An 18166-nucleotide genomic window follows, 5' to 3' on the forward strand; every position below is an offset into this window, starting at 1 on the left:
TGCGTATAAAACAATTTTCTTTAATTTCAATTAGTGAGTTTGTACCGACACTAAGAACATAATTTATCTGAACACCAAATGAAGATAACAACATATCCCGGACAACCATTCCCACTTGGCGCTACCTGGGATGGTGAAGGGGTTAATTTTACACTTTATTCTGAAAATGCTACCGGGGTTGATCTTTGTTTATTTAACACTATCCACGATGAAGTTGAATCGGCACAGATACCGTTTACCGAGTATTCTGAATTGATATGGCATATTTATATACCAGGTTTAAAACCCGGGCAGCTATATGGCTTCAGGGTTTATGGCCCTTATGAGCCTGAGAATGGCCATCGTTTTAATCCCAACAAGTTATTGGTTGATCCTTATGCCAAAGCCATTGCAGGCACAATTGACTGGAACGACTCCCTGTTTGGATACGAAGTAGGCAACCCGGAGGCAGATCTCAGCTTCAGCAAAACAAACAGCGCGGCTTTTATACCCAAGTCAGTTGTTATTGATCATAATTTTGACTGGGAAGAGGATAAAAGCCCCAATATACCCTATTACAAATCGATCATCTATGAAGCTCATGTAAAAGGGTTTACCAAATTGCATCCGGAGATACCTGAAAACATCAGGGGAACCTACGCTGCTATCGCCCACCCGGCAGCTATTACCTATTTAAAAGATCTGGGTATCACCGCCATTGAATTGATGCCGGTACATGATTTTCTATCCGACAGGCATTTGGTTAATGAAGGCCTTAGCAATTACTGGGGTTATAATACCATAGGTTTCTTTGCTCCCGATGCACGCTACGCATCCTGTAGTGTACTTGGCGAGCAGGTGAAGGAATTTAAAAACATGGTGAAGGAATTGCATAAGGCAGGTATCGAAGTTATTCTGGATGTGGTATACAATCATACCGGCGAGGGCAGTCACCTGGGTCCAACTTTATCCTTCAGGGGTATTGATAATGTATCTTACTATCGTTTGGTTGACGACGACAAACGATATTACATGGACTACACCGGCACAGGCAATACCCTGAATGCCAATTTACCCAATGCACTGCGGTTAATGATGGATAGCCTTCGTTACTGGATAGAAGAAATGCATGTTGATGGCTTCCGTTTTGATCTGGCGGCTACACTGGCCCGCGAGCTGCACGAAGTGAACCGCTTGAGCGCGTTTTTTGATATCATTCACCAGGACCCTACCATATCACGTGTTAAGTTGATAGCTGAACCCTGGGATCTGGGCGAAGGCGGTTACCAGGTTGGTAAATTCCCAGCCGGCTGGGCCGAGTGGAACGGTAAATACCGCGATTGTATCCGCGATTACTGGAGCGGTGCCGAAAGTACCCTGGCCGAATTTGCCAACCGTATCACCGGCAGTTCAGATCTGTATAAATCATACCGAAGACCTACCGCCAGTATCAATTTCATTACCGCTCATGATGGTTTTACCCTAACCGACCTGGTATCCTACAACGAAAAACACAATGAGGCAAACGGTGAAGACAATAAGGATGGGGAAAGCCATAACCGGTCATGGAATTGCGGAGCAGAAGGCCCAACGGATGACGAGGCTGTTAATAATCTGCGTGCCAAACAAAAAAGGAACTTTTTAATAACACTTTTTCTTTCGCAGGGCGTGCCCATGATTGTTGCCGGTGACGAAATAGGCAGAACACAGCAAGGAAACAATAACGCTTATTGCCAGGACAATGAAATTTCATGGATAAACTGGCAAAACATGGATAAGGAATTATATGCTTTTACCTGTAAACTCATTAAGTTACGAAAAGAGCACGCTGCTTTTTCGCGTAAAAACTGGTTCAACGGGCAACCGGTTATAGGTAACGGTATTGCCGATATAGCCTGGTTTTTGCCCGATGGATCTGAAATGAACGATGATAACTGGAGTCATGATTTTGCCAAATCAGTAGCCGTATTTTTAAATGGCCTGGGCTTGCACAGTGTTAACGCCGAAGGTGATAAAGTGGTTGATGATAGCTTTTACATTATTTTTAACGCCCATGATGAACCGCTGAACTATAAACTGCCGTATGCAGAATACGCTTTGGACTGGGAACTTCTGATCGATACAGCCAACCCGGATGACAACGGATCTATCAGAACATTTAAAGCTGAAGATACTATCCAGATAGACGGCCGTTCTGTTGTATTGCTTCAACACCAGCTTGTTCATGATATGGGCACAAAGCAGCAGTAGCTTATTTGGACACTCGTTGTCTGTGTCCTGACAGACAACGAGTATGGACAAGAGAAAAGGAAATTGCCTGTGAGGACACAGGCAATGGAAAATTTATTTAAGCCCTTTAAACATAAAAAGCAGAATGGATATGCTCCATTCTGCTAAATCACTCTAAAACAATCACCTCTTATTAAATAGGAAGTTTCTTTCAATAATCCGGGCATTCATTAAATGCCACTGGTTATTTGTACAAAACAAAGTTATCTATAATAAAATTTGTGATTGATCACTTGCTTGTATTTTGACTAATAACTGACAGTAAATCAGCTTCATTAGTTAAGGATGACTAATACATCAATCCTTTTATAAAAATATCTATCAGCAATAATCTTTTGGTATGAATTTCGTCCAGATGCTCTTTACGAGGGAAGTTTATTTTCTTTTGCGATACAGCGCTCACTTTAATACCATGCAAAGCATCTAATAGCAGATCGATAATTTCTTCCGGGTTTTCAACGGGTTTGATGGCTCCCCGTTCTATTTCGGTTTTTATGGCTCTGCTTAATAAATTCAATTCGGCCAGGTGCACCTGCTCCACAATCTCCCAAATGGTATCCGGAAGGTTTTGTTCATTCAGCCTGAAAAAATCAAAGAAATTGTAGTTGCTTACAATAAAATCGTGGTTGGTATTGATCTGAAAAACAAAGGCGTCTTTTAAGTTAGCAAAAGTATCAATATGCTCTTCCAGGTTTTTGATATAATCATTGGCCAGTTTACGCATTACTGCAATGTACAACTGGCTTTTATCAGGAAAATAATAGTAAAGCAAAGCCTTTGACATAGACAGGTCTCCGGCAATTTCATTCATGGTAGTTTTTGAATAACCATAATGTAAAAACCGTTGATGAGAGGCTTCTAAAATTTTTTCCCGCTTTATATCCTGATGGTCATTGACTGCAGCCATTTGATCTATAAATTATATAAAACCCTAAGCCAGATCAACATTCCTGACTTTTTTAACAAAACTATCAAAAATTCTATAAATATAACTATCAACACACGCTGCCCCGACTATTGCGAAAACAATTTTACATTCCAACTATTTTTAAAGTAGATTTTATAAACATATATGCTATCAATATGGAAAATAAACTGCCACCTGGTTTGCTCGAGTTGTCACAACGCGTTCCCGCTGTAATATGGGACCTTGGGATTGCTGTAATAGCTATTTTAGTAGGGCTCATTATAAAATTTATAGTTACCCGTCTTTTCCGGCTATATGCCAAAAAAGAAACCTCCTATTCGTTTTTCAGATCTGTGATCATTAACCTGGGCAGCGCCATAACCTACTTCATCCCGCTATTTCTGCTTAATTTATTTATCCCCTTTATGCGAATGGATAAGGTTTATGTAACCCCACTCGATAAAACTATTGAAATTTTGTTGACCATCTCCTTTGCCGGCATACTGGTTCGTTCGGTAAGGATACTGGAAGATTATATTTACCACACTTATGATCTGAACAAGGCTGACAATTTAAAAGAACGAAAAATACGCACCCAAATACAGTTTATGCGTAAGCTTATCGTAGTGGTGATTGTTTTTGTAACCATCGCTATTATCCTGCTCAGCTTTGAGAGTATGCGCAAAATTGGCACGGGACTGTTAACCGGCGTTGGTATAGGCGGCATCATTGTGGGTTTCGCGGCCCAAAATTCGCTGGGCAATTTGCTGGCGGGATTTCAGATCGCGTTTACACAGCCCATACGCATTGATGATGTGCTGGTGGTTGAGGGCGAATGGGGCCGGGTTGAAGAAATTACCCTTACCTACGTTGTTTTAAAAATATGGGATGAGCGCAGATTGATCCTGCCTATCAATTACTTTATACAAAAGCCCTTTCAAAATTGGACACGCACCTCGGCCGATATACTGGGCACCGTGTTTTTATATATGGATCATACCGTGCCGGTAAACGCCATAAGAGAGGAATTTGAACGCCTTATTTTAAAAACACCCTTGTGGGACAAGCGGGTAAAAGTAGTACAGGTAACCGACGTAAAGGAGCGCGTTATCGAGATCAGGGTATTGATGAGCTCAAGAACATCGTCAGACGCGTTTGATCTTCGTTGTTACATCCGCGAAAATCTCATCACCTTTCTTCAACAGAATTACCCGGGCAGCTTACCCAAAACCAGAAATGACCTGGGCGACCTTGAAAAATATGTTCAGCTAAAAAATTAAAATTAAATCGACTATTTTAAACAAAAAAGAGGCTATCTCATTATTGATGAGACAGCCTCTTTTTTTGCTTTTATATTTAATTAAACCGTTTCAGTTTCCAAAAGCTCTTTATGAGGCTCAACGGATTTTTTACCAAAGAAATATTTTTTCAGGTTGTAACGGATAATGTACATACACGGAACCAATATCAGGGTAATGACGGTTGCGAACCCAAGTCCGAATATCATTGTCCAGGCTAATGGCCCCCAGAAAGCTACGTTATCACCACCAAAATGTATGTGTGGTTCAAAGTGAGTAAATAGGCCCACAAAGTCGATATTGAATCCTACAGCCAGTGGTATCAAGCCCAATATAGCTGCTGTAGCGGTTAATAATACCGGGGTCATACGGGTATGTCCGGCTTCTACAACTGCATCATGCAAATTGGCGCCCTGGTCAATGAGCATATCGGTAAACTCAACCAGTAATATACCGTTACGTACCACCACACCCGCAAGGGCAATGATGCCGATACCGGTCATTACGATAGACATAGTCATACCAAAGATACTTACGCCCAGGAATACACCTATGATACTCAGAAAAATCTCACTGATGATGATGAAGGTTTTACCAATAGAGTTAAACTGGATCATCAGGATGATCAATATCAACCCAAATGATGTAGCTAATGCTCCTAACAGGAAGTTCATAGCCTCCGCCTGATCTTCCTGCCCACCACCCTGCCTGATGCTTATATTATCAGCTTTTTTAAAGTTATTAATAGCCTGTAAAATATTGGCATTAACCTCATTGGCATTGTATGGTTTAATTACATTGGAACCCAAAGTAAGTACCCTACGCTGTTGCTTGCGCTTGATATTACTATAGGTAGTAGTATAGCGTATGTCTGAAAACGCTGAGATTGGTACCTGACGGATAGCACCACCGGTAGCCAGATCCCGATAGGTTATTTTTAAGTTACGCAGTTCGTCAAGATTACCTCGCTGACTTTCCAGCGCCCTTACCTTTATCTGATAATCATCCTCTTTCGTGTTTCTGAAGTCAGCGGCTTTCCAACCTAATACCGCGGTAACCAGGTTCTGCGTTATTTGGCCAGATGTTATGCCCTCACGGTTTGCGCGTTCACGGTCAATGTCAAATACAACTTCCGGTTTATCACTTTGCACGTCAGCAACAAGGTTTTCTATACCGGCAATATTTTGTTTATTCAAATAGGCTTTTAAACGGTTACCGGTTGACACCAGCGTATCCAGGTTATCGCCAATGATTTCAATACTAATATCCTTTTGTACCGGTGGACCGCTGGCTTCCTGAGCTACAGCAATTTTAACACTAGGCAAACCTTGTACCGCTTCGCGTATTTTGGCTAAAGCTACTTTAGTATCCTGCCCGTTTCTTTTTCCAAACTCCACAAAGGCAACGGTTACCTTACCCTTATTCTCATAATCGCCCTGATCTTCATCTGAAGGATCTGTTACGCCTTTGGTAACATTGGAGATAATTGATGATACCATGCCCTTGTAAGGTTCAACTACTTTGGCTACGCGTTCTTCAATTTTCCTGGTTACCTCATTGGTTGTAGCCTGGTCGGTACCAATTGGCATAGTGATATATACGTAGGCAAAGTTAGGGTCGCCCGAAGGGAAAAACTCCGGCGTTTTACCGATAGTTGCCAATAGAACAATGGATAAGACAAACAAGCCAACTGTTCCCATGAGCATGGTAACAGGTCTTTTAACTGCCTTTTCAAGCCATCTGGCGTACCAGTCTTTAAATTTTGGCCAGGCATTCTTCTGAAACCGGTCTATCACTCTTAACAACACGAAATGGTTCAACAGATACAGCGCCATTATAAATACCACCAAATTGCCAATACCTATATTCATCAGATAGCCCAATACCGCGGCTATAGCCAGATATATAAGCGCTCGTCTGGTTGGTTTATCAAATTTGGGGTTATCGTGTTCACCATCATGGTGCGGTTTCATAAAATCAACCGCGAAAACGGGGTTAATAATATAAGCCACAACTAAAGATGCCAGCAAGGTGATGATCAGTGTAATAGGCAAAAAGAACATAAAGTGCCCTATAATACTATTCCAAAACGCTAAGGGTACAAACGGTGCCAAAGTGGTCATTGTTCCTGAAAATACAGGCAAAAACACCTCACCTGCCGCCATTTTCGCGGCCTCTTTAATAGGCACTTTACCGTTAGCGAAAATACGGTGTGTATTTTCGATCACCACAATGGCATCATCCACCACAATACCCAAGGCCAGCAGGAAGGAGAACAACACGATCATGTTCAACGTAAACCCTATCGCTGGCATTACCAGAAACGCGATAAAACATGATAGCGGAACCGAAAGCGCCACAAATATGGCATTGGTGGTACCCATAAAAAACATCAGGATCACCGTAACCAGTACAAAACCAATTACAATGGTATTGATCAGATCATTGAGCGTGGTACGGGTTTTATCAGACTGATCGCCGGTTACCACAATATCCAAGCCTTTAGGGAATACCGTTTTTTGTTTCAGCTTGATCAATTCATTAATTTTATCCGAAGCCTGAATCAGGTTCTCACCTGCCCTTTTACTTACATTGAGCGTAATTACATTTTTAAATTTGGGGTTATCGTTGGTTTTTAAACGGGCATAACTTTCCTGCTCTAAAAACGAATCCTTAACTTCGGCAATATCTTTTAAATAAACCGCCTGCCCTTTCGGATTACGGATCACCATAGCAGCAACTTGATCGGCGTTTTTAAAATCCTGCTTAATATCTATACTCCGGCGTACGCCATCAGTTTTAATAGTACCTGCCGACTGTAATATATTTTCGTTACCAACGGCCTGGGTAATATCACTAAAACTTATTTGTGCCGCCGCCATCTTATTCAAATCAACATTAATCTGAATTTCGGGCGTTAAAGCTCCCACTTCATCAACTTTGGATATTTCCTTGTAGCTTTCAATCTCATCTTTTAAAAGATCGGCATACTCTTTTAGCTTTTTCAGATCATAATCGCCGGAGATGTTGATATATAAAATAGGCTGATCGGCCACGTTAATGTCTGATATGACCGGTTCTTTATAATTATCATCATTTTGGGGCAAATCCTGCTTAGCTTTGTCTACAGCATCCTTAACATCTATCTTGGCATCCTTGGTTTTTACATCAGTATTAAATTCGGCCGTAATAACAGATACGTTTTGTACCGAATTCGAAGTAACCTTTTTTAATCCTTTCAAAGATTTTAACTTCTTTTCTATCTGCCGGGTCACCAGATTTTCCACGTTTTGTGGCGACTGGCCTACAAACGTTGTAGTTACATAGATCTTAGGTATCGCTATATCCGGAAAGTTTTCCTTGGGTAAGTTGTTGTAGCTTATCAGTCCCAGTACCGTAATCATAAATATGAGCACGTATATGGCCGTTTTATTGTCAATGGCCCAACTTGAGGGCCCAAATTCTTTTTTCAGATCTTTCATAATCAACAGATCAAACGTTTATAATTAGTTAGCAGACTGTAGTACCTTGATTTTATCACCATCCTCAATTTCGGTAGCGCCTTCGGTAACCAACTGATCCCCGTCTTTCAATCCCGATAATATTTCGGTATTCCCACCATAAGTTGTACCAGATTTAACGTTCACTTTTTTGGCAATTCCGTTTTGGTTAACATACACATAATCACCGTTTTCTGATTTCAGGATAGCTTTAACCGGAACCACAATAGTATTAGCCTTAGAGTAATTGGCTATCTGGATAATGGCGGTCATGTTTGGGCGAAGGCTTTTACGCACCGGCAATTTGATTTCCACACCAAAACTGCGTGATGTAGGATCAATTACCTTAGCGGCAAATGTTACTTTAGTAACCAGGGAATCATTAGCATCAGGTACTGATATTTTTACCTGGTTGCCGGTATTTACACTGCCTGCATATGATTCTGGTACATCGGCTTTTACTTTTAAAAGATCAGCATTAACTACCCGGATACCTGTTTGGCCTGGTGATGCTGCTTGCCCTAACTTAAGATCCATCTGATCAACTGTTCCGTTAATGGGAGATACAATGCGGTATTGGCTGGCTTGCTGTTTCAATCCAGCTAAATCTTTTTTAGCGGTTTGCAGTGTTGTTTGCGCCTGTAAAAACTGCACCTCGGTACCTATTTTTTGATCCCAAAGATTTTTTTGACGATTGAATAAGGTTTGGTTCAAATCAACCTGGGCGGCACTTTTTGCAATATTTTGTCGCAACACGTTATCATCTAATTGGGCCAGTGTTTGTCCCTTGCTTACATGCTGCCCAACTTTTACATATATAGCCGTAATAACAGCCGAAGCCTGCGGGTAAGCTGTTACGTTATCCTGAGCGTCAATTTTACCTTGTATTTGTACATAATTGGTAAACGGGGCCGGCTTTATAACAATTGTACTTACATCGGTAGATTTGGTTGAATCTGTTGAACCAACCTCGGCCTGCAGCTTAACAATCTTTGCATTCAGTTCGGCCTGTTGTTTTTTCAGATCGGCCAGTTCTGCGGCTTTATTTTTGGGTTGTTTACTGGAGCAAGCCGCTAAAAAAATGAATGCCGGGATATATAATATTCTTTTCATGTCCTTTTTTATATAGTAGTAGGTTTAGTAATTGTTTATTTAATGCGGCCATATGCCTTATCCAGGTCAACTTTGCTTATTAAGGCATCGTAGAGTCCCTGTATATATTTATCATTTGCATCATCAAGAGATGTTTGGGCCTGTGTTACCTCGATGCTTGAACCAACCCCTTGCTGATATTTTATTTTAGAAACACGTAATACCTCTTCGGCCAATTCCCGGTTCCTTTTTTGGTTATTGAGGCTTTGCAGTCCATTAACATAGGCAACATTAGCTTGATTAGCTTGTAGCTTTAGTCCGTTTTTTGCGTTCTCTAAATCATTTTGGGATTTTAAAACTGCTATTTTTGATTGCCTTACTTGGTTTAGGCGCTGCCATCCATTAAATATGGGAACATTGAGTGTAAGCCCGATGTAGCTGGATGGAAAATTCATTTTATACAAGTTACCAAAATTATTATTCTGGTAAGATGACGTATAAGATGCATTGGCCTTTAGTGTTGGTAAATACTGTGATTGCTGGCGCTTCAGATCAAGCTTCTTCAGGGCTATATTTGTTTCTGATAAGCTATACTCAATGCGGTTATGGTAAAATGAGGTATCGGCTGCCAGATCGGCGGTATCGTCCAGTTTAATATCCTCCAACTTATCCTTTAAAGAAAGCGCGCTTTCTATAGGCATTCCCATTTGAAATTTTAAAACCTGGTAATTTAAGGCGAGTGAGCGAATAGTATTTTCGCGGGTGGTTACTAAGTTATTATACTGAACCGCTATACGGTCTACGTCTATCTTTTCAACGGTACCCTGTTTGTTTTGCGCTACCGTTTCATCATATTGCTGCTTTAATTGTTTAAGATTGGCATCTGTTAATCTTAACTGTTCATTGCTCACCAGCACCTGATAGTAGGCCTTGGTCACCGATACGCTAATTTGGATCTTATTACGGGTCAGAGTCTTCAATGAAAGTTCTTTATAAGTTTTAGATGCTTTTAAACCCACCAGATAACTACCATCAAAAAGTATCTGATCAGCAGTTGCACCAATACTTGACTGGTATTTAACCCCAAACTTTACCGGAATAAAAGTACCAGCAGGCTGACCAAATACTTCGCCGGGCAGCAGGGTTGTCGGGATTTTCAAATAATCCTGAAAATTAGCCGTTCCGCTTATCTGGGGTAAACCTATACCTCTTGTTTCTTTAACCTTATATTCCGCGCTTTTAACATCAAGCCCGGCGTTTACAACAGAATCCTGATGCTCATAGGCATAATTTATACAGTCCTGTATACTAAAGTTGAAGGATTGGTTATTAGGTGGCGCCTCTTGCGCATAACTTTTAAAAGCTATGGCGCAAAACACTGTTGCCGTAAAAAGTAAATATTTCATTTTTATATAGTATGGTTGGGGTTATTATTCTGTTTTATTCTTATTTATTTAAAGATTATACCGTTTACCGGTAACCTGCCGGGTGATAATTTTATTCTTCGTGTATGTTTTTATATTGGTTTAGCAACTTGTATCCCTTAAGGGTGCACACGCCGTAATTAAAATGCTCTTCGAACTGTACCTGTACCTTCCAGGTATTAAACTCTCCAATTGGAAAAATTTCGGTATTGAAACCCAGCTCTATCTGGCTCACCCGCATCCTTGCCATTATTTTTACGTCGATATCCTGACGGATGTAACCTTGCTTCATTCCTTTTGTTAAAAGCTCCTCCAGGGTACTGATCAATACTTCGGCTTTAAACTTTTGAAATTCGGCCCAGGCTTCAGGATGATATTTTTGCATATCATGCACCGCGGTAGGGTTCATCTCCGCAAATATTTCTTCGGAGCATTTCATCATATTGATCATCGCTTCTATTACATCGTTTGATTTACCGATGATATCGTTGATTTGCTCTTCATCTTCTTTCAACTGAGCTTTAAGTACCGCGGTAACCAATTCGTTTTTGTCTTTAAAAAACTGGTATATGGTTTTTTTTGACATGCCTATATGCCTGGCTATATCATCCATCGTAATACTCTTGATCCCTGCCCTTAAAAACAGTTCCAGGCTTCCGCGTAATATTCTTTCTGTTTGACTCATTGACTTTCCGGGTCAAAACTAAGGAAACATTTTTTGATTTCAAAGTTTCCGTTAGAAAATACAATTACCTGACAAAGTATTTTAACATACTGATATCATGCTATTTAATTTGAATACCTTATTACTTTTAGTTTATAACAATTGATAATCCTAAAACAGGACATCGGATCATAAATATTTTAGAGCCTCCATTTACCCCTCGACATATGGAGCATCTGCGCGTCTATTTTCTTACCTTTGCCAAAATTTTAAAGAACATGACGCTTTCTCCGCTTTCAGCAATTTCGCCTATTGATGGCCGCTACCGTAATACGACCGCTGAACTTGCCAATTATTTTTCGGAATACGCCCTGATTAAATACCGCGTATTTGTTGAGATAGAGTATTTTATTGCCTTAACGAAAATCAATCTACCTCAATTACAACATTTTGATGCCGGTGTGGTTGAAAAGTTACGCGATATCTATAAAAACTTCAGCGAGGCCGATGCCGAAAGCATCAAAGAGATTGAGAAAACTACCAATCACGATGTAAAAGCGGTTGAGTATTTTATAAAAAAAGAATTTGATAAATTAGGCGGACTTGAACCTTATAAGGAGTTCATCCATTTTGGCCTTACCTCCCAGGATATTAACAATACAGCCATACCTTACACCTTTAAACTGGCGGTAAATAACACCTACTACCCCGCTATTCAAGAACTGGTTAGTACGTTGAAAAACTACGCGCGCGAATGGGAGCACGTACCTATGCTGGCCCACACGCACGGACAACCGGCTTCGCCAACACGCCTGGGTAAAGAAATCCAGGTTTTTGTGGAACGCTTAGAGGCTCAGCTCGAATTATTGGCTACCGTTCCTTATTCGGCCAAGTTTGGTGGCGCTACGGGCAATTTTAATGCCCACCATATAGCCTATCCATCAAACGACTGGAAAGCTTTTGGTAACCACTTTGTTAACGATATATTAGGCCTTAACCGCTCGCAATTCACTACGCAGATAGAGCATTATGACAATTTCGCGGCACATTGCGACGCCCTGAAAAGGATCAATAACATTATCATGGATCTGGACCGCGATATGTGGACCTACATATCCATGAACTATTTTAAACAAAAGATAAAAGCAGGCGAAGTGGGCTCATCGGCCATGCCACATAAGGTTAATCCCATCGATTTTGAAAACTCGGAAGGTAACCTGGGCATTGCCAATGCTTTATTTGAACACTTGGCCGCTAAATTGCCGGTTTCCAGGTTACAACGCGACCTTACCGATTCAACCGTTCTTCGGAATATCGGCGTTCCTTTGGCGCATACACTGATCGCTATCAAATCAACCATAAAAGGTTTAGGTAAACTACTGTTGAACCAGGATGCCATTAATGCCGATCTGGAAGCTAACTGGCCGGTTGTGGCAGAAGCCATACAAACCATTTTAAGACGCGAGGGCTATCCTAATCCATACGAAGCTTTAAAAGACCTTACCAGAACCAATCAACAAATTAACGGGCAAACAATAGCAGCCTTTGTTGATACGTTAAATGTAAATGACGCTATTAAACAGGAATTAAAACAGATAACACCGTCAAATTATACGGGAATCTGATGTGCAGATGTGCGGATTTCAGATGTGCAGATTATAAGACATTTAAAACCTTAATCATTTGCATATCTGCACATTTTCACGTCTGCATATTTTCACGTCTATCATTTATGTGTCATAACTAATTAATAGCTAACTTTAAATCAAAAAGCTACTTAAATTTGTTAATTAAGATTTATTAAAAATAGCAGAAGAAATGAATATCAACGTATATACAGAGTTAACGCCAAACCCGGCAACCATGAAGTTCATTGTGAACAAGTTGCTTATTAATGGCAGTGCCGATTACGCCACAAAAGAAAGTGCAGAAAAGTCGCCTTTTGCTAAAGAGTTATATAAATTCTCTTTTGTTAATGGTGTTTTCTTCGCCAGTAATTTTGTTACCATTACTAAAACCGAAGGCAGCGAATGGGATGATGTAGAGCCTATTATGAAAGAGTTTGTAAAAGGCGCGGTTGAATCTGAACTCAAAATACAATTAGAGGAAGAAACTGAAGCAGCAAACTTTGAAGGTTCTGAAACCGAAGTAAAAATACAACAGATATTACATGACTACGTTCGCCCGGCTGTTGAACAAGATGGCGGCGCTATTTCATACCGTTCATTTAACGAAGGCGTGGTTACCGTTGAACTGCGTGGTTCATGCAGTGGTTGCCCTTCATCAACTGTTACCCTGAAAGCCGGTATCGAAAACCTGTTGAAACGTATGGTTCCTGAAGTTACCGAAGTGGTATCAGAAGCGCTATAAATATTTAATTACACAGATTATTTAAGATTTCACAGATCTCATATTGTTAATCCAATTGAGATCGTGAAATCTTTTTTATTTCAGTGAAATCCTAAACGAAATATTTCTGGATATACTGCACCAATTCCCCTGTTATTTTTCCGTTAGTTGCCACCACTTCTCTTGCTTCCAGTACATCGCTGCCACCGCTAAAGGTTACTACTTCGCCCCCGGCCTGCCTTACGATAACTATACCGGCAGCCACATCCCAGGAGTTTAAGTTGTATTCGTAAAAAGCATCAAACCTGCCACAGGCCGTGTAAACCAGGTCGACAGCGGCAGAGCCTAAACGTCTTAGGCCATGGCAATTCTTCATCAAATCGGCAAACAGGGCTATATAAGCGTCTTGTTTTCCAAAATCATAATATGGGAACCCGGTTGCTAATAAGCTGTTAGCTACGGTTTGATTATTACTCACCCTGATCTCGGTACCGTTAAGATAGGCAGGGCCATCTTTCCAGGCATAAAAGCATTCGTCAAGGTTCACTTCGTATACTACACCAGCCACCAGTTCATCATATTCTTTAAGTGCTATACTTACCGAAAATGAAGGTATGCCATGTATAAAATTGGTGGTACCATCCAAAGGGTCGATGATCCAGTTATATCTTTCGCCAACGGTGGTTGTAGTTTTTTCTTCGGTAATAAAGCCCGCCTCGGGTAATATCTTTTTCAGACCTTCAACAATCAGTTTTTCGGCAGTTTTATCTACGTAGGATACCAGGTCGTTCAAGCCTTTGTATTCAATTTTATCAGCGTTAAAGGTTTTACGCTCCTGTCTTATAAAATCCCCGGCTTGTTTTGAAACCTCAATTACTTGTTCAGTTATGTTTTTGAGTTGCATGTTTGCGTAATGATAAGCTGAATGAAAATGCTTTATGTACAAAAAAGCTCGCGAAGAACAAGCTTAACGCGGCTCCTATCCGGGCCACCGGCGGATATATGCCAAAGTCCTGTATCAGTATTTTGATGACCGCTAAATTGGCGAAAAAGCCAAGACAAGCCACGGATGCAAAGCGAATAAACTGCTTATAAGCTGATAGCTTCGACTCCGTAAAAACCATATACCTGGTTATCAGGAAATTCACAATCACACCCATAAAAAACGACAGTGCCAGGGATAGAGTAGAATTACGAACCGTGAATGAAAATATCTGGTAAGTATGCCTCACCAATAAGTTATGGTAAAATAAGTAAAAGGCAGAGACATCAACTAAAAAACCTGCCCCTGCAGAAATAACAAATCTGAATACCTGGTTGTCCAGTAATTTGTTGGCTCGCTTAGTATTAGCCATGCTTTAAAACAGCTGATTTTTTATCCTTATTTAACCCATTCACAATCAAAATGGCTCCACCAACAACCATCAGCAACGAAATAAATTCGGCCTGGGTAAAGCTGATACCGGCAACATGGTATTTGGTATTTACGCGTATCAATTCAATAAAAAAGCGTTCAACACCGGCTAATATCATGTATATACCAAACATAACGCCTGCTGGTTTGATACGGTCGCGGATGCTCCACAAAAGCCAGAACAATAATAAGCAAACAATTACTTCATAAAACGATGTAGGATAAACAGGGGAAGCCAGTTCATGACAAAATTTGCCTACACAACCCGGAATGGCCACACCTTCATCATTCACATTATGCGGAAATTTAAAGGCCCACATCCAATCAGGGGCCCAGCTCAGCCAGCCCGGTTTTGGCGCGGTATTGGTTATCCCCCAATCTCCATCACCAGACATTTGGCAGCCTACCCTGCCTAAGGCGTAAGCCAGCATCATACCCGGTCCGCCGATATCCAGCATATCCAGCGGCTTAATATTATGTTTATTGGCGATATAAAGCACGGCGCCACCGCCGCATATTAAACCACCATAAAAAGTAAGTCCGCTGAAGCCAACCAACATACCTACAGGGTCTTTCATGAATTCGCCCCAGTTTTCCAGCGCGTTAAATAGCTTAGCTCCGGCAAAACCAAAAATCGCAGCCCATAGCAAAATATTACCCATGAGCTCATGTGGATGCACGGTTACCTCTTTGGTTACTGGCTTGGGTTGTTTTTGTTTCTCGGCCTCATGATAAGCCCAATAAGCAAATGCCGCGGCCCCAATAATTCCGCCTATCCAACTGCCGCGTAAGGATAATAAAAAATCCTGCGGGCTGTCTAAAAGCATGCGGTAATTCAATATGCAATCAACCAGTTTATAGCCTAAAACAAAGCCAAAGACACCATTTCCTACTAATTCATTAACCGAGGCTGGTTTGCCTACAGTAACCGTTTTTTTAAACGAATGAATGATGCCTAATTTCTCCTTCCGCTTAAATTCCTGTGCAAAGGCCCAATAGGCACCCATAAAAGCAATGGCTACAAAAAACCCGAAGGTTTGAACAGGCAAAGGGATATTTATACCGAAAAGATACTGAAGAAGCGATGTAATGGTTGGAAACATAGGTTATAGTTTGAAGCGAATATAGTATTTTAATGCACTAATATTTCTTCGCTTTCTGTTATATCGACATCACCATCAGGTGAAATATTTGTTAAGTGTACCTTTTTCAATTCGTTGATCAGCACGGGGTCATACTTGGTGCGCACCTTTACATAGTTACGGGTGAAACCGTGCATATAGCCATCTTTGATATCCCCTTCAAATAAAACTTCTTCTGTTTTACCTATCTGGCTTTCATAAAATGCCCGGCGTTTTTTGTCAGACAGGATATGCAGCATTTTACTGCGCTCGCCACGGGCCGAACCCGGTACAGCGCCGGTCATCTGGCTGGCCAGGGTATTTTCCCGCTCCGAGTAGGTAAACACATGCAGGTATGAAACGTTCAACTCATTCAGAAAATTATAGGTCTCCACAAAATCTTCACGGGTTTCACCGGGGAAACCAACAATCACATCTACCCCGATACAGCAATCCGGCATCAGTTCTTTGATCTTGGCTACCCTGTTTATATACAGATCGCGTTTATAGCGACGGCGCATCAGTCCCAGTATTTTATCTGAACCTGACTGAAGCGGGATATGAAAATGCGGCACAAAACGTTTAGAAGTGGCCACAAAGGCAATAATTTCGTCGGTTAGCAGGTTGGGTTCTATAGATGAGATCCGGAAACGATCTATCCCTTCTACTTCGTCCAGGGCTTGTACCAGGTCGAAGAATTTATCTTCACGTTTGCCATTCCTGATGCCAAAATCGCCCAGGTTTACACCGGTCAGTACAATTTCTTTTACGCCCGATGCGGCTATCTGGCGGGCCTGCTCCAGCACATTTTCGATAGTATCACTGCGGCTGCTGCCACGGGCCAATGGTATGGTACAAAAGGTACAGGAGTAATCGCAACCATCCTGAACTTTTAAAAATGTACGGGTACGATCGCCAAAAGAATAAGCGGGTACAAACTCGTTAGCCTCACTTACGGGCTGGTTATATACTACCGCCTTAGGCTTTTTGGTGAGATCGGTGATGTGATCAATGATCTGGAATTTTTCGGCAGCGCCCAGTACCATGTCCACACCTGGTATTTCGGCTATTTCCTGGGGTTTTAGCTGAGCGTAGCAACCAACAATGGTTACATAAGCGTTTGGCGATATTTTAAGCGCTTCCTTAACAATCTTCTTGCACTTTTTATCCGCGTTTTCGGTAACCGAACAGGTGTTGATCACAAAAACATCGGGGGTATTCGTAAACTCCACCGTATCGTAGCCGGCCTGGTTAAACAGGCGCCCTATAGACGAGGTTTCCGAATAGTTGAGCTTACAGCCCAGCGTATAAAAGGCAACTTTCTTATTCATCCTAAAAGGCGCAAAGATAGTTAATTATTGATTTAGTGAGTTAATGAATTATTGAGTTATGACAATGCATTAATTATTGAATTAGTGATTTATGGAGTAATGGTGCCCCCCTTCATACATTACCATCAACTTACCGATACTCCGCAGAAGTAAAATCTTTAACCCCGATGGTGTTTATAAAGTCTTTATTGTAATTAAATTATCCCCGGAAGAAGGCATAGCACTATATCTGTTTTTATCTGCCTTCAAGACAGCAGCGGATAAAGAAAAAAAAAAGCCCTCCAATAAGAGGGCTTTCATCGTCATTATATGGCAGAATTATGCCGGTATTAAGTTAGTGGTGATGCCGATCCTGTTCCAGGTGTTAATGGTGATAATAGCCAGGATCACCTGTGCCAGGTAGGTTTCATCCAATAATTTGGCTGCCTGCTCGTAAGTTTCATCCTTTACATGGTTGCTGATCAGGGTAACTTCTTCGGTGAGGGCCAATATCGCGCGTTCTTCTTCTGAGAAAAATGGGGTATCGCGCCAGGCGTTAAGGCCATATATACGCTGTTCTGTTTCGCCGGCTTTACGGGCATCCAAAGTGTGCATATTGATACAAAAAGCACATCCGTTTATTTGTGACGATCTGATCTTGATCAGGTCTTTATGCGTTCTTGTTAACGATGTGCTTTCAATGAACTTTTCGAGGCCAAGAATTGCCCTGTATACTGCCGGCTCTATTTTGTCAATTTTAATTCGTGTTTGCATGTCTTTATGATTTATTTACCACAAAGTTACTCCGATGATACGGGT

Annotated in this window: 14 protein-coding genes; 4 read left to right on the forward strand and 10 right to left on the reverse strand. The window is 41.2% G+C overall.

Going from position 1 to position 18166, the window contains the following annotated elements:
• The first annotated feature begins 78 nt into the window (after nt 1–78).
• A complete protein-coding gene (gene glgX / locus ACTJKG_RS06745; RefSeq protein ID WP_172333100.1) occupies nt 79–2229 on the forward strand; it encodes a glycogen debranching protein GlgX in 2151 nt (716 codons plus the stop codon).
• Nucleotides 2230–2557: 328 nt separating this feature from the next.
• Here glgX and ACTJKG_RS06750 read toward each other — a convergent pair whose 3' ends face one another.
• Nucleotides 2558–3175: a TetR/AcrR family transcriptional regulator gene (locus ACTJKG_RS06750; protein ID WP_440738729.1), complete on the reverse strand. Its 618-nt coding sequence runs from the start codon at nt 3173–3175 to the stop codon at nt 2558–2560.
• Nucleotides 3176–3351: 176 nt separating this feature from the next.
• On the opposite strand from ACTJKG_RS06750, the gene ACTJKG_RS06755 reads away from it, so the two are divergent.
• A complete protein-coding gene (locus ACTJKG_RS06755) occupies nt 3352–4455 on the forward strand; it encodes a mechanosensitive ion channel family protein (RefSeq protein WP_440738730.1) in 1104 nt (367 codons plus the stop codon).
• Nucleotides 4456–4535: 80 nt separating this feature from the next.
• Here the strand turns inward: ACTJKG_RS06755 and ACTJKG_RS06760 are convergent, their stop codons facing one another.
• The 4 genes from ACTJKG_RS06760 to ACTJKG_RS06775 form a co-directional block, all read right to left on the reverse strand.
• Nucleotides 4536–7955: an efflux RND transporter permease subunit gene (locus ACTJKG_RS06760; protein ID WP_440738731.1), complete on the reverse strand. Its 3420-nt coding sequence runs from the start codon at nt 7953–7955 to the stop codon at nt 4536–4538.
• A 24-nt stretch (nt 7956–7979) separates the two neighbouring features.
• A complete protein-coding gene (locus ACTJKG_RS06765) occupies nt 7980–9086 on the reverse strand; it encodes an efflux RND transporter periplasmic adaptor subunit (RefSeq protein WP_172333096.1) in 1107 nt (368 codons plus the stop codon).
• Nucleotides 9087–9121: 35 nt separating this feature from the next.
• A complete protein-coding gene (locus ACTJKG_RS06770; RefSeq protein WP_440738732.1) occupies nt 9122–10471 on the reverse strand; it encodes a TolC family protein in 1350 nt (449 codons plus the stop codon).
• 91 nt (nt 10472–10562) lie between these two features.
• The gene (locus tag ACTJKG_RS06775) at nt 10563–11174 is read right to left on the reverse strand and encodes a TetR/AcrR family transcriptional regulator (protein ID WP_172333094.1); all 612 of its coding nucleotides are present in this window, start codon (nt 11172–11174) and stop codon (nt 10563–10565) included.
• A 257-nt stretch (nt 11175–11431) separates the two neighbouring features.
• Here ACTJKG_RS06775 and purB point away from each other — a divergent pair, with 257 nt between their 5' ends.
• Both purB and ACTJKG_RS06785 read left to right on the forward strand, forming a co-directional pair.
• Complete coding sequence (gene purB, locus ACTJKG_RS06780; RefSeq protein WP_440738814.1) at nt 11432–12778, forward strand: adenylosuccinate lyase; 1347 nt, start codon at nt 11432–11434, stop codon at nt 12776–12778.
• A gap of 193 nt (nt 12779–12971) precedes the next feature.
• On the forward strand, nt 12972–13523 hold the full coding sequence (locus ACTJKG_RS06785; protein WP_172333092.1) for a NifU family protein: 552 nt from the start codon (nt 12972–12974) through the stop codon (nt 13521–13523).
• 91 nt (nt 13524–13614) lie between these two features.
• On the opposite strand, the gene ACTJKG_RS06790 is transcribed toward ACTJKG_RS06785, so the two are convergent.
• The 5 genes from ACTJKG_RS06790 to ACTJKG_RS06810 form a co-directional block, all read right to left on the reverse strand.
• A complete protein-coding gene (locus ACTJKG_RS06790) occupies nt 13615–14406 on the reverse strand; it encodes an inositol monophosphatase family protein (protein WP_440738733.1) in 792 nt (263 codons plus the stop codon).
• Nucleotides 14384–14857: a GtrA family protein gene (locus ACTJKG_RS06795; protein WP_172333090.1), complete on the reverse strand. Its 474-nt coding sequence runs from the start codon at nt 14855–14857 to the stop codon at nt 14384–14386. The genes ACTJKG_RS06790 and ACTJKG_RS06795 overlap by 23 nt, the downstream gene beginning before the upstream one ends.
• Nucleotides 14850–16019 carry a prolipoprotein diacylglyceryl transferase gene (locus ACTJKG_RS06800; RefSeq protein ID WP_440738734.1) on the reverse strand — a complete coding sequence of 390 codons (1170 nt, stop codon included), beginning with the start codon at nt 16017–16019 and terminating at the stop codon, nt 14850–14852. The genes ACTJKG_RS06795 and ACTJKG_RS06800 overlap by 8 nt, the downstream gene beginning before the upstream one ends.
• A 29-nt stretch (nt 16020–16048) precedes the next feature.
• On the reverse strand, nt 16049–17368 hold the full coding sequence (gene mtaB / locus ACTJKG_RS06805) for a tRNA (N(6)-L-threonylcarbamoyladenosine(37)-C(2))-methylthiotransferase MtaB (protein WP_440738735.1): 1320 nt from the start codon (nt 17366–17368) through the stop codon (nt 16049–16051).
• A gap of 318 nt (nt 17369–17686) precedes the next feature.
• Nucleotides 17687–18121 carry a carboxymuconolactone decarboxylase family protein gene (locus ACTJKG_RS06810; RefSeq protein WP_440738736.1) on the reverse strand — a complete coding sequence of 145 codons (435 nt, stop codon included), beginning with the start codon at nt 18119–18121 and terminating at the stop codon, nt 17687–17689.
• Nucleotides 18122–18166 lie beyond the last annotated feature (45 nt).

Source organism: Mucilaginibacter sp. 22184, from assembly GCF_052045695.1.
Lineage (GTDB): Bacteria > Bacteroidota > Bacteroidia > Sphingobacteriales > Sphingobacteriaceae > Mucilaginibacter.

Coding starts and splice junctions, on each gene's coding strand:
- ACTJKG_RS06770 (WP_440738732.1), bottom strand. CDS start 10,471: ATGAAATATTTACTTTTTACGGCAACAGTGTTTTGCGCCATAGCTTTT.
- purB (WP_440738814.1), top strand. CDS start 11,432: ATGACGCTTTCTCCGCTTTCAGCAATTTCGCCTATTGATGGCCGCTAC.
- glgX (WP_172333100.1), top strand. CDS start 79: ATGAAGATAACAACATATCCCGGACAACCATTCCCACTTGGCGCTACC.
- mtaB (WP_440738735.1), bottom strand. CDS start 17,368: ATGAATAAGAAAGTTGCCTTTTATACGCTGGGCTGTAAGCTCAACTAT.
- ACTJKG_RS06775 (WP_172333094.1), bottom strand. CDS start 11,174: ATGAGTCAAACAGAAAGAATATTACGCGGAAGCCTGGAACTGTTTTTA.
- ACTJKG_RS06755 (WP_440738730.1), top strand. CDS start 3,352: ATGGAAAATAAACTGCCACCTGGTTTGCTCGAGTTGTCACAACGCGTT.
- ACTJKG_RS06790 (WP_440738733.1), bottom strand. CDS start 14,406: ATGCAACTCAAAAACATAACTGAACAAGTAATTGAGGTTTCAAAACAA.
- ACTJKG_RS06810 (WP_440738736.1), bottom strand. CDS start 18,121: ATGCAAACACGAATTAAAATTGACAAAATAGAGCCGGCAGTATACAGG.
- ACTJKG_RS06785 (WP_172333092.1), top strand. CDS start 12,972: ATGAATATCAACGTATATACAGAGTTAACGCCAAACCCGGCAACCATG.
- ACTJKG_RS06800 (WP_440738734.1), bottom strand. CDS start 16,019: ATGTTTCCAACCATTACATCGCTTCTTCAGTATCTTTTCGGTATAAAT.
- ACTJKG_RS06765 (WP_172333096.1), bottom strand. CDS start 9,086: ATGAAAAGAATATTATATATCCCGGCATTCATTTTTTTAGCGGCTTGC.
- ACTJKG_RS06795 (WP_172333090.1), bottom strand. CDS start 14,857: ATGGCTAATACTAAGCGAGCCAACAAATTACTGGACAACCAGGTATTC.
- ACTJKG_RS06750 (WP_440738729.1), bottom strand. CDS start 3,175: ATGGCTGCAGTCAATGACCATCAGGATATAAAGCGGGAAAAAATTTTA.
- ACTJKG_RS06760 (WP_440738731.1), bottom strand. CDS start 7,955: ATGAAAGATCTGAAAAAAGAATTTGGGCCCTCAAGTTGGGCCATTGAC.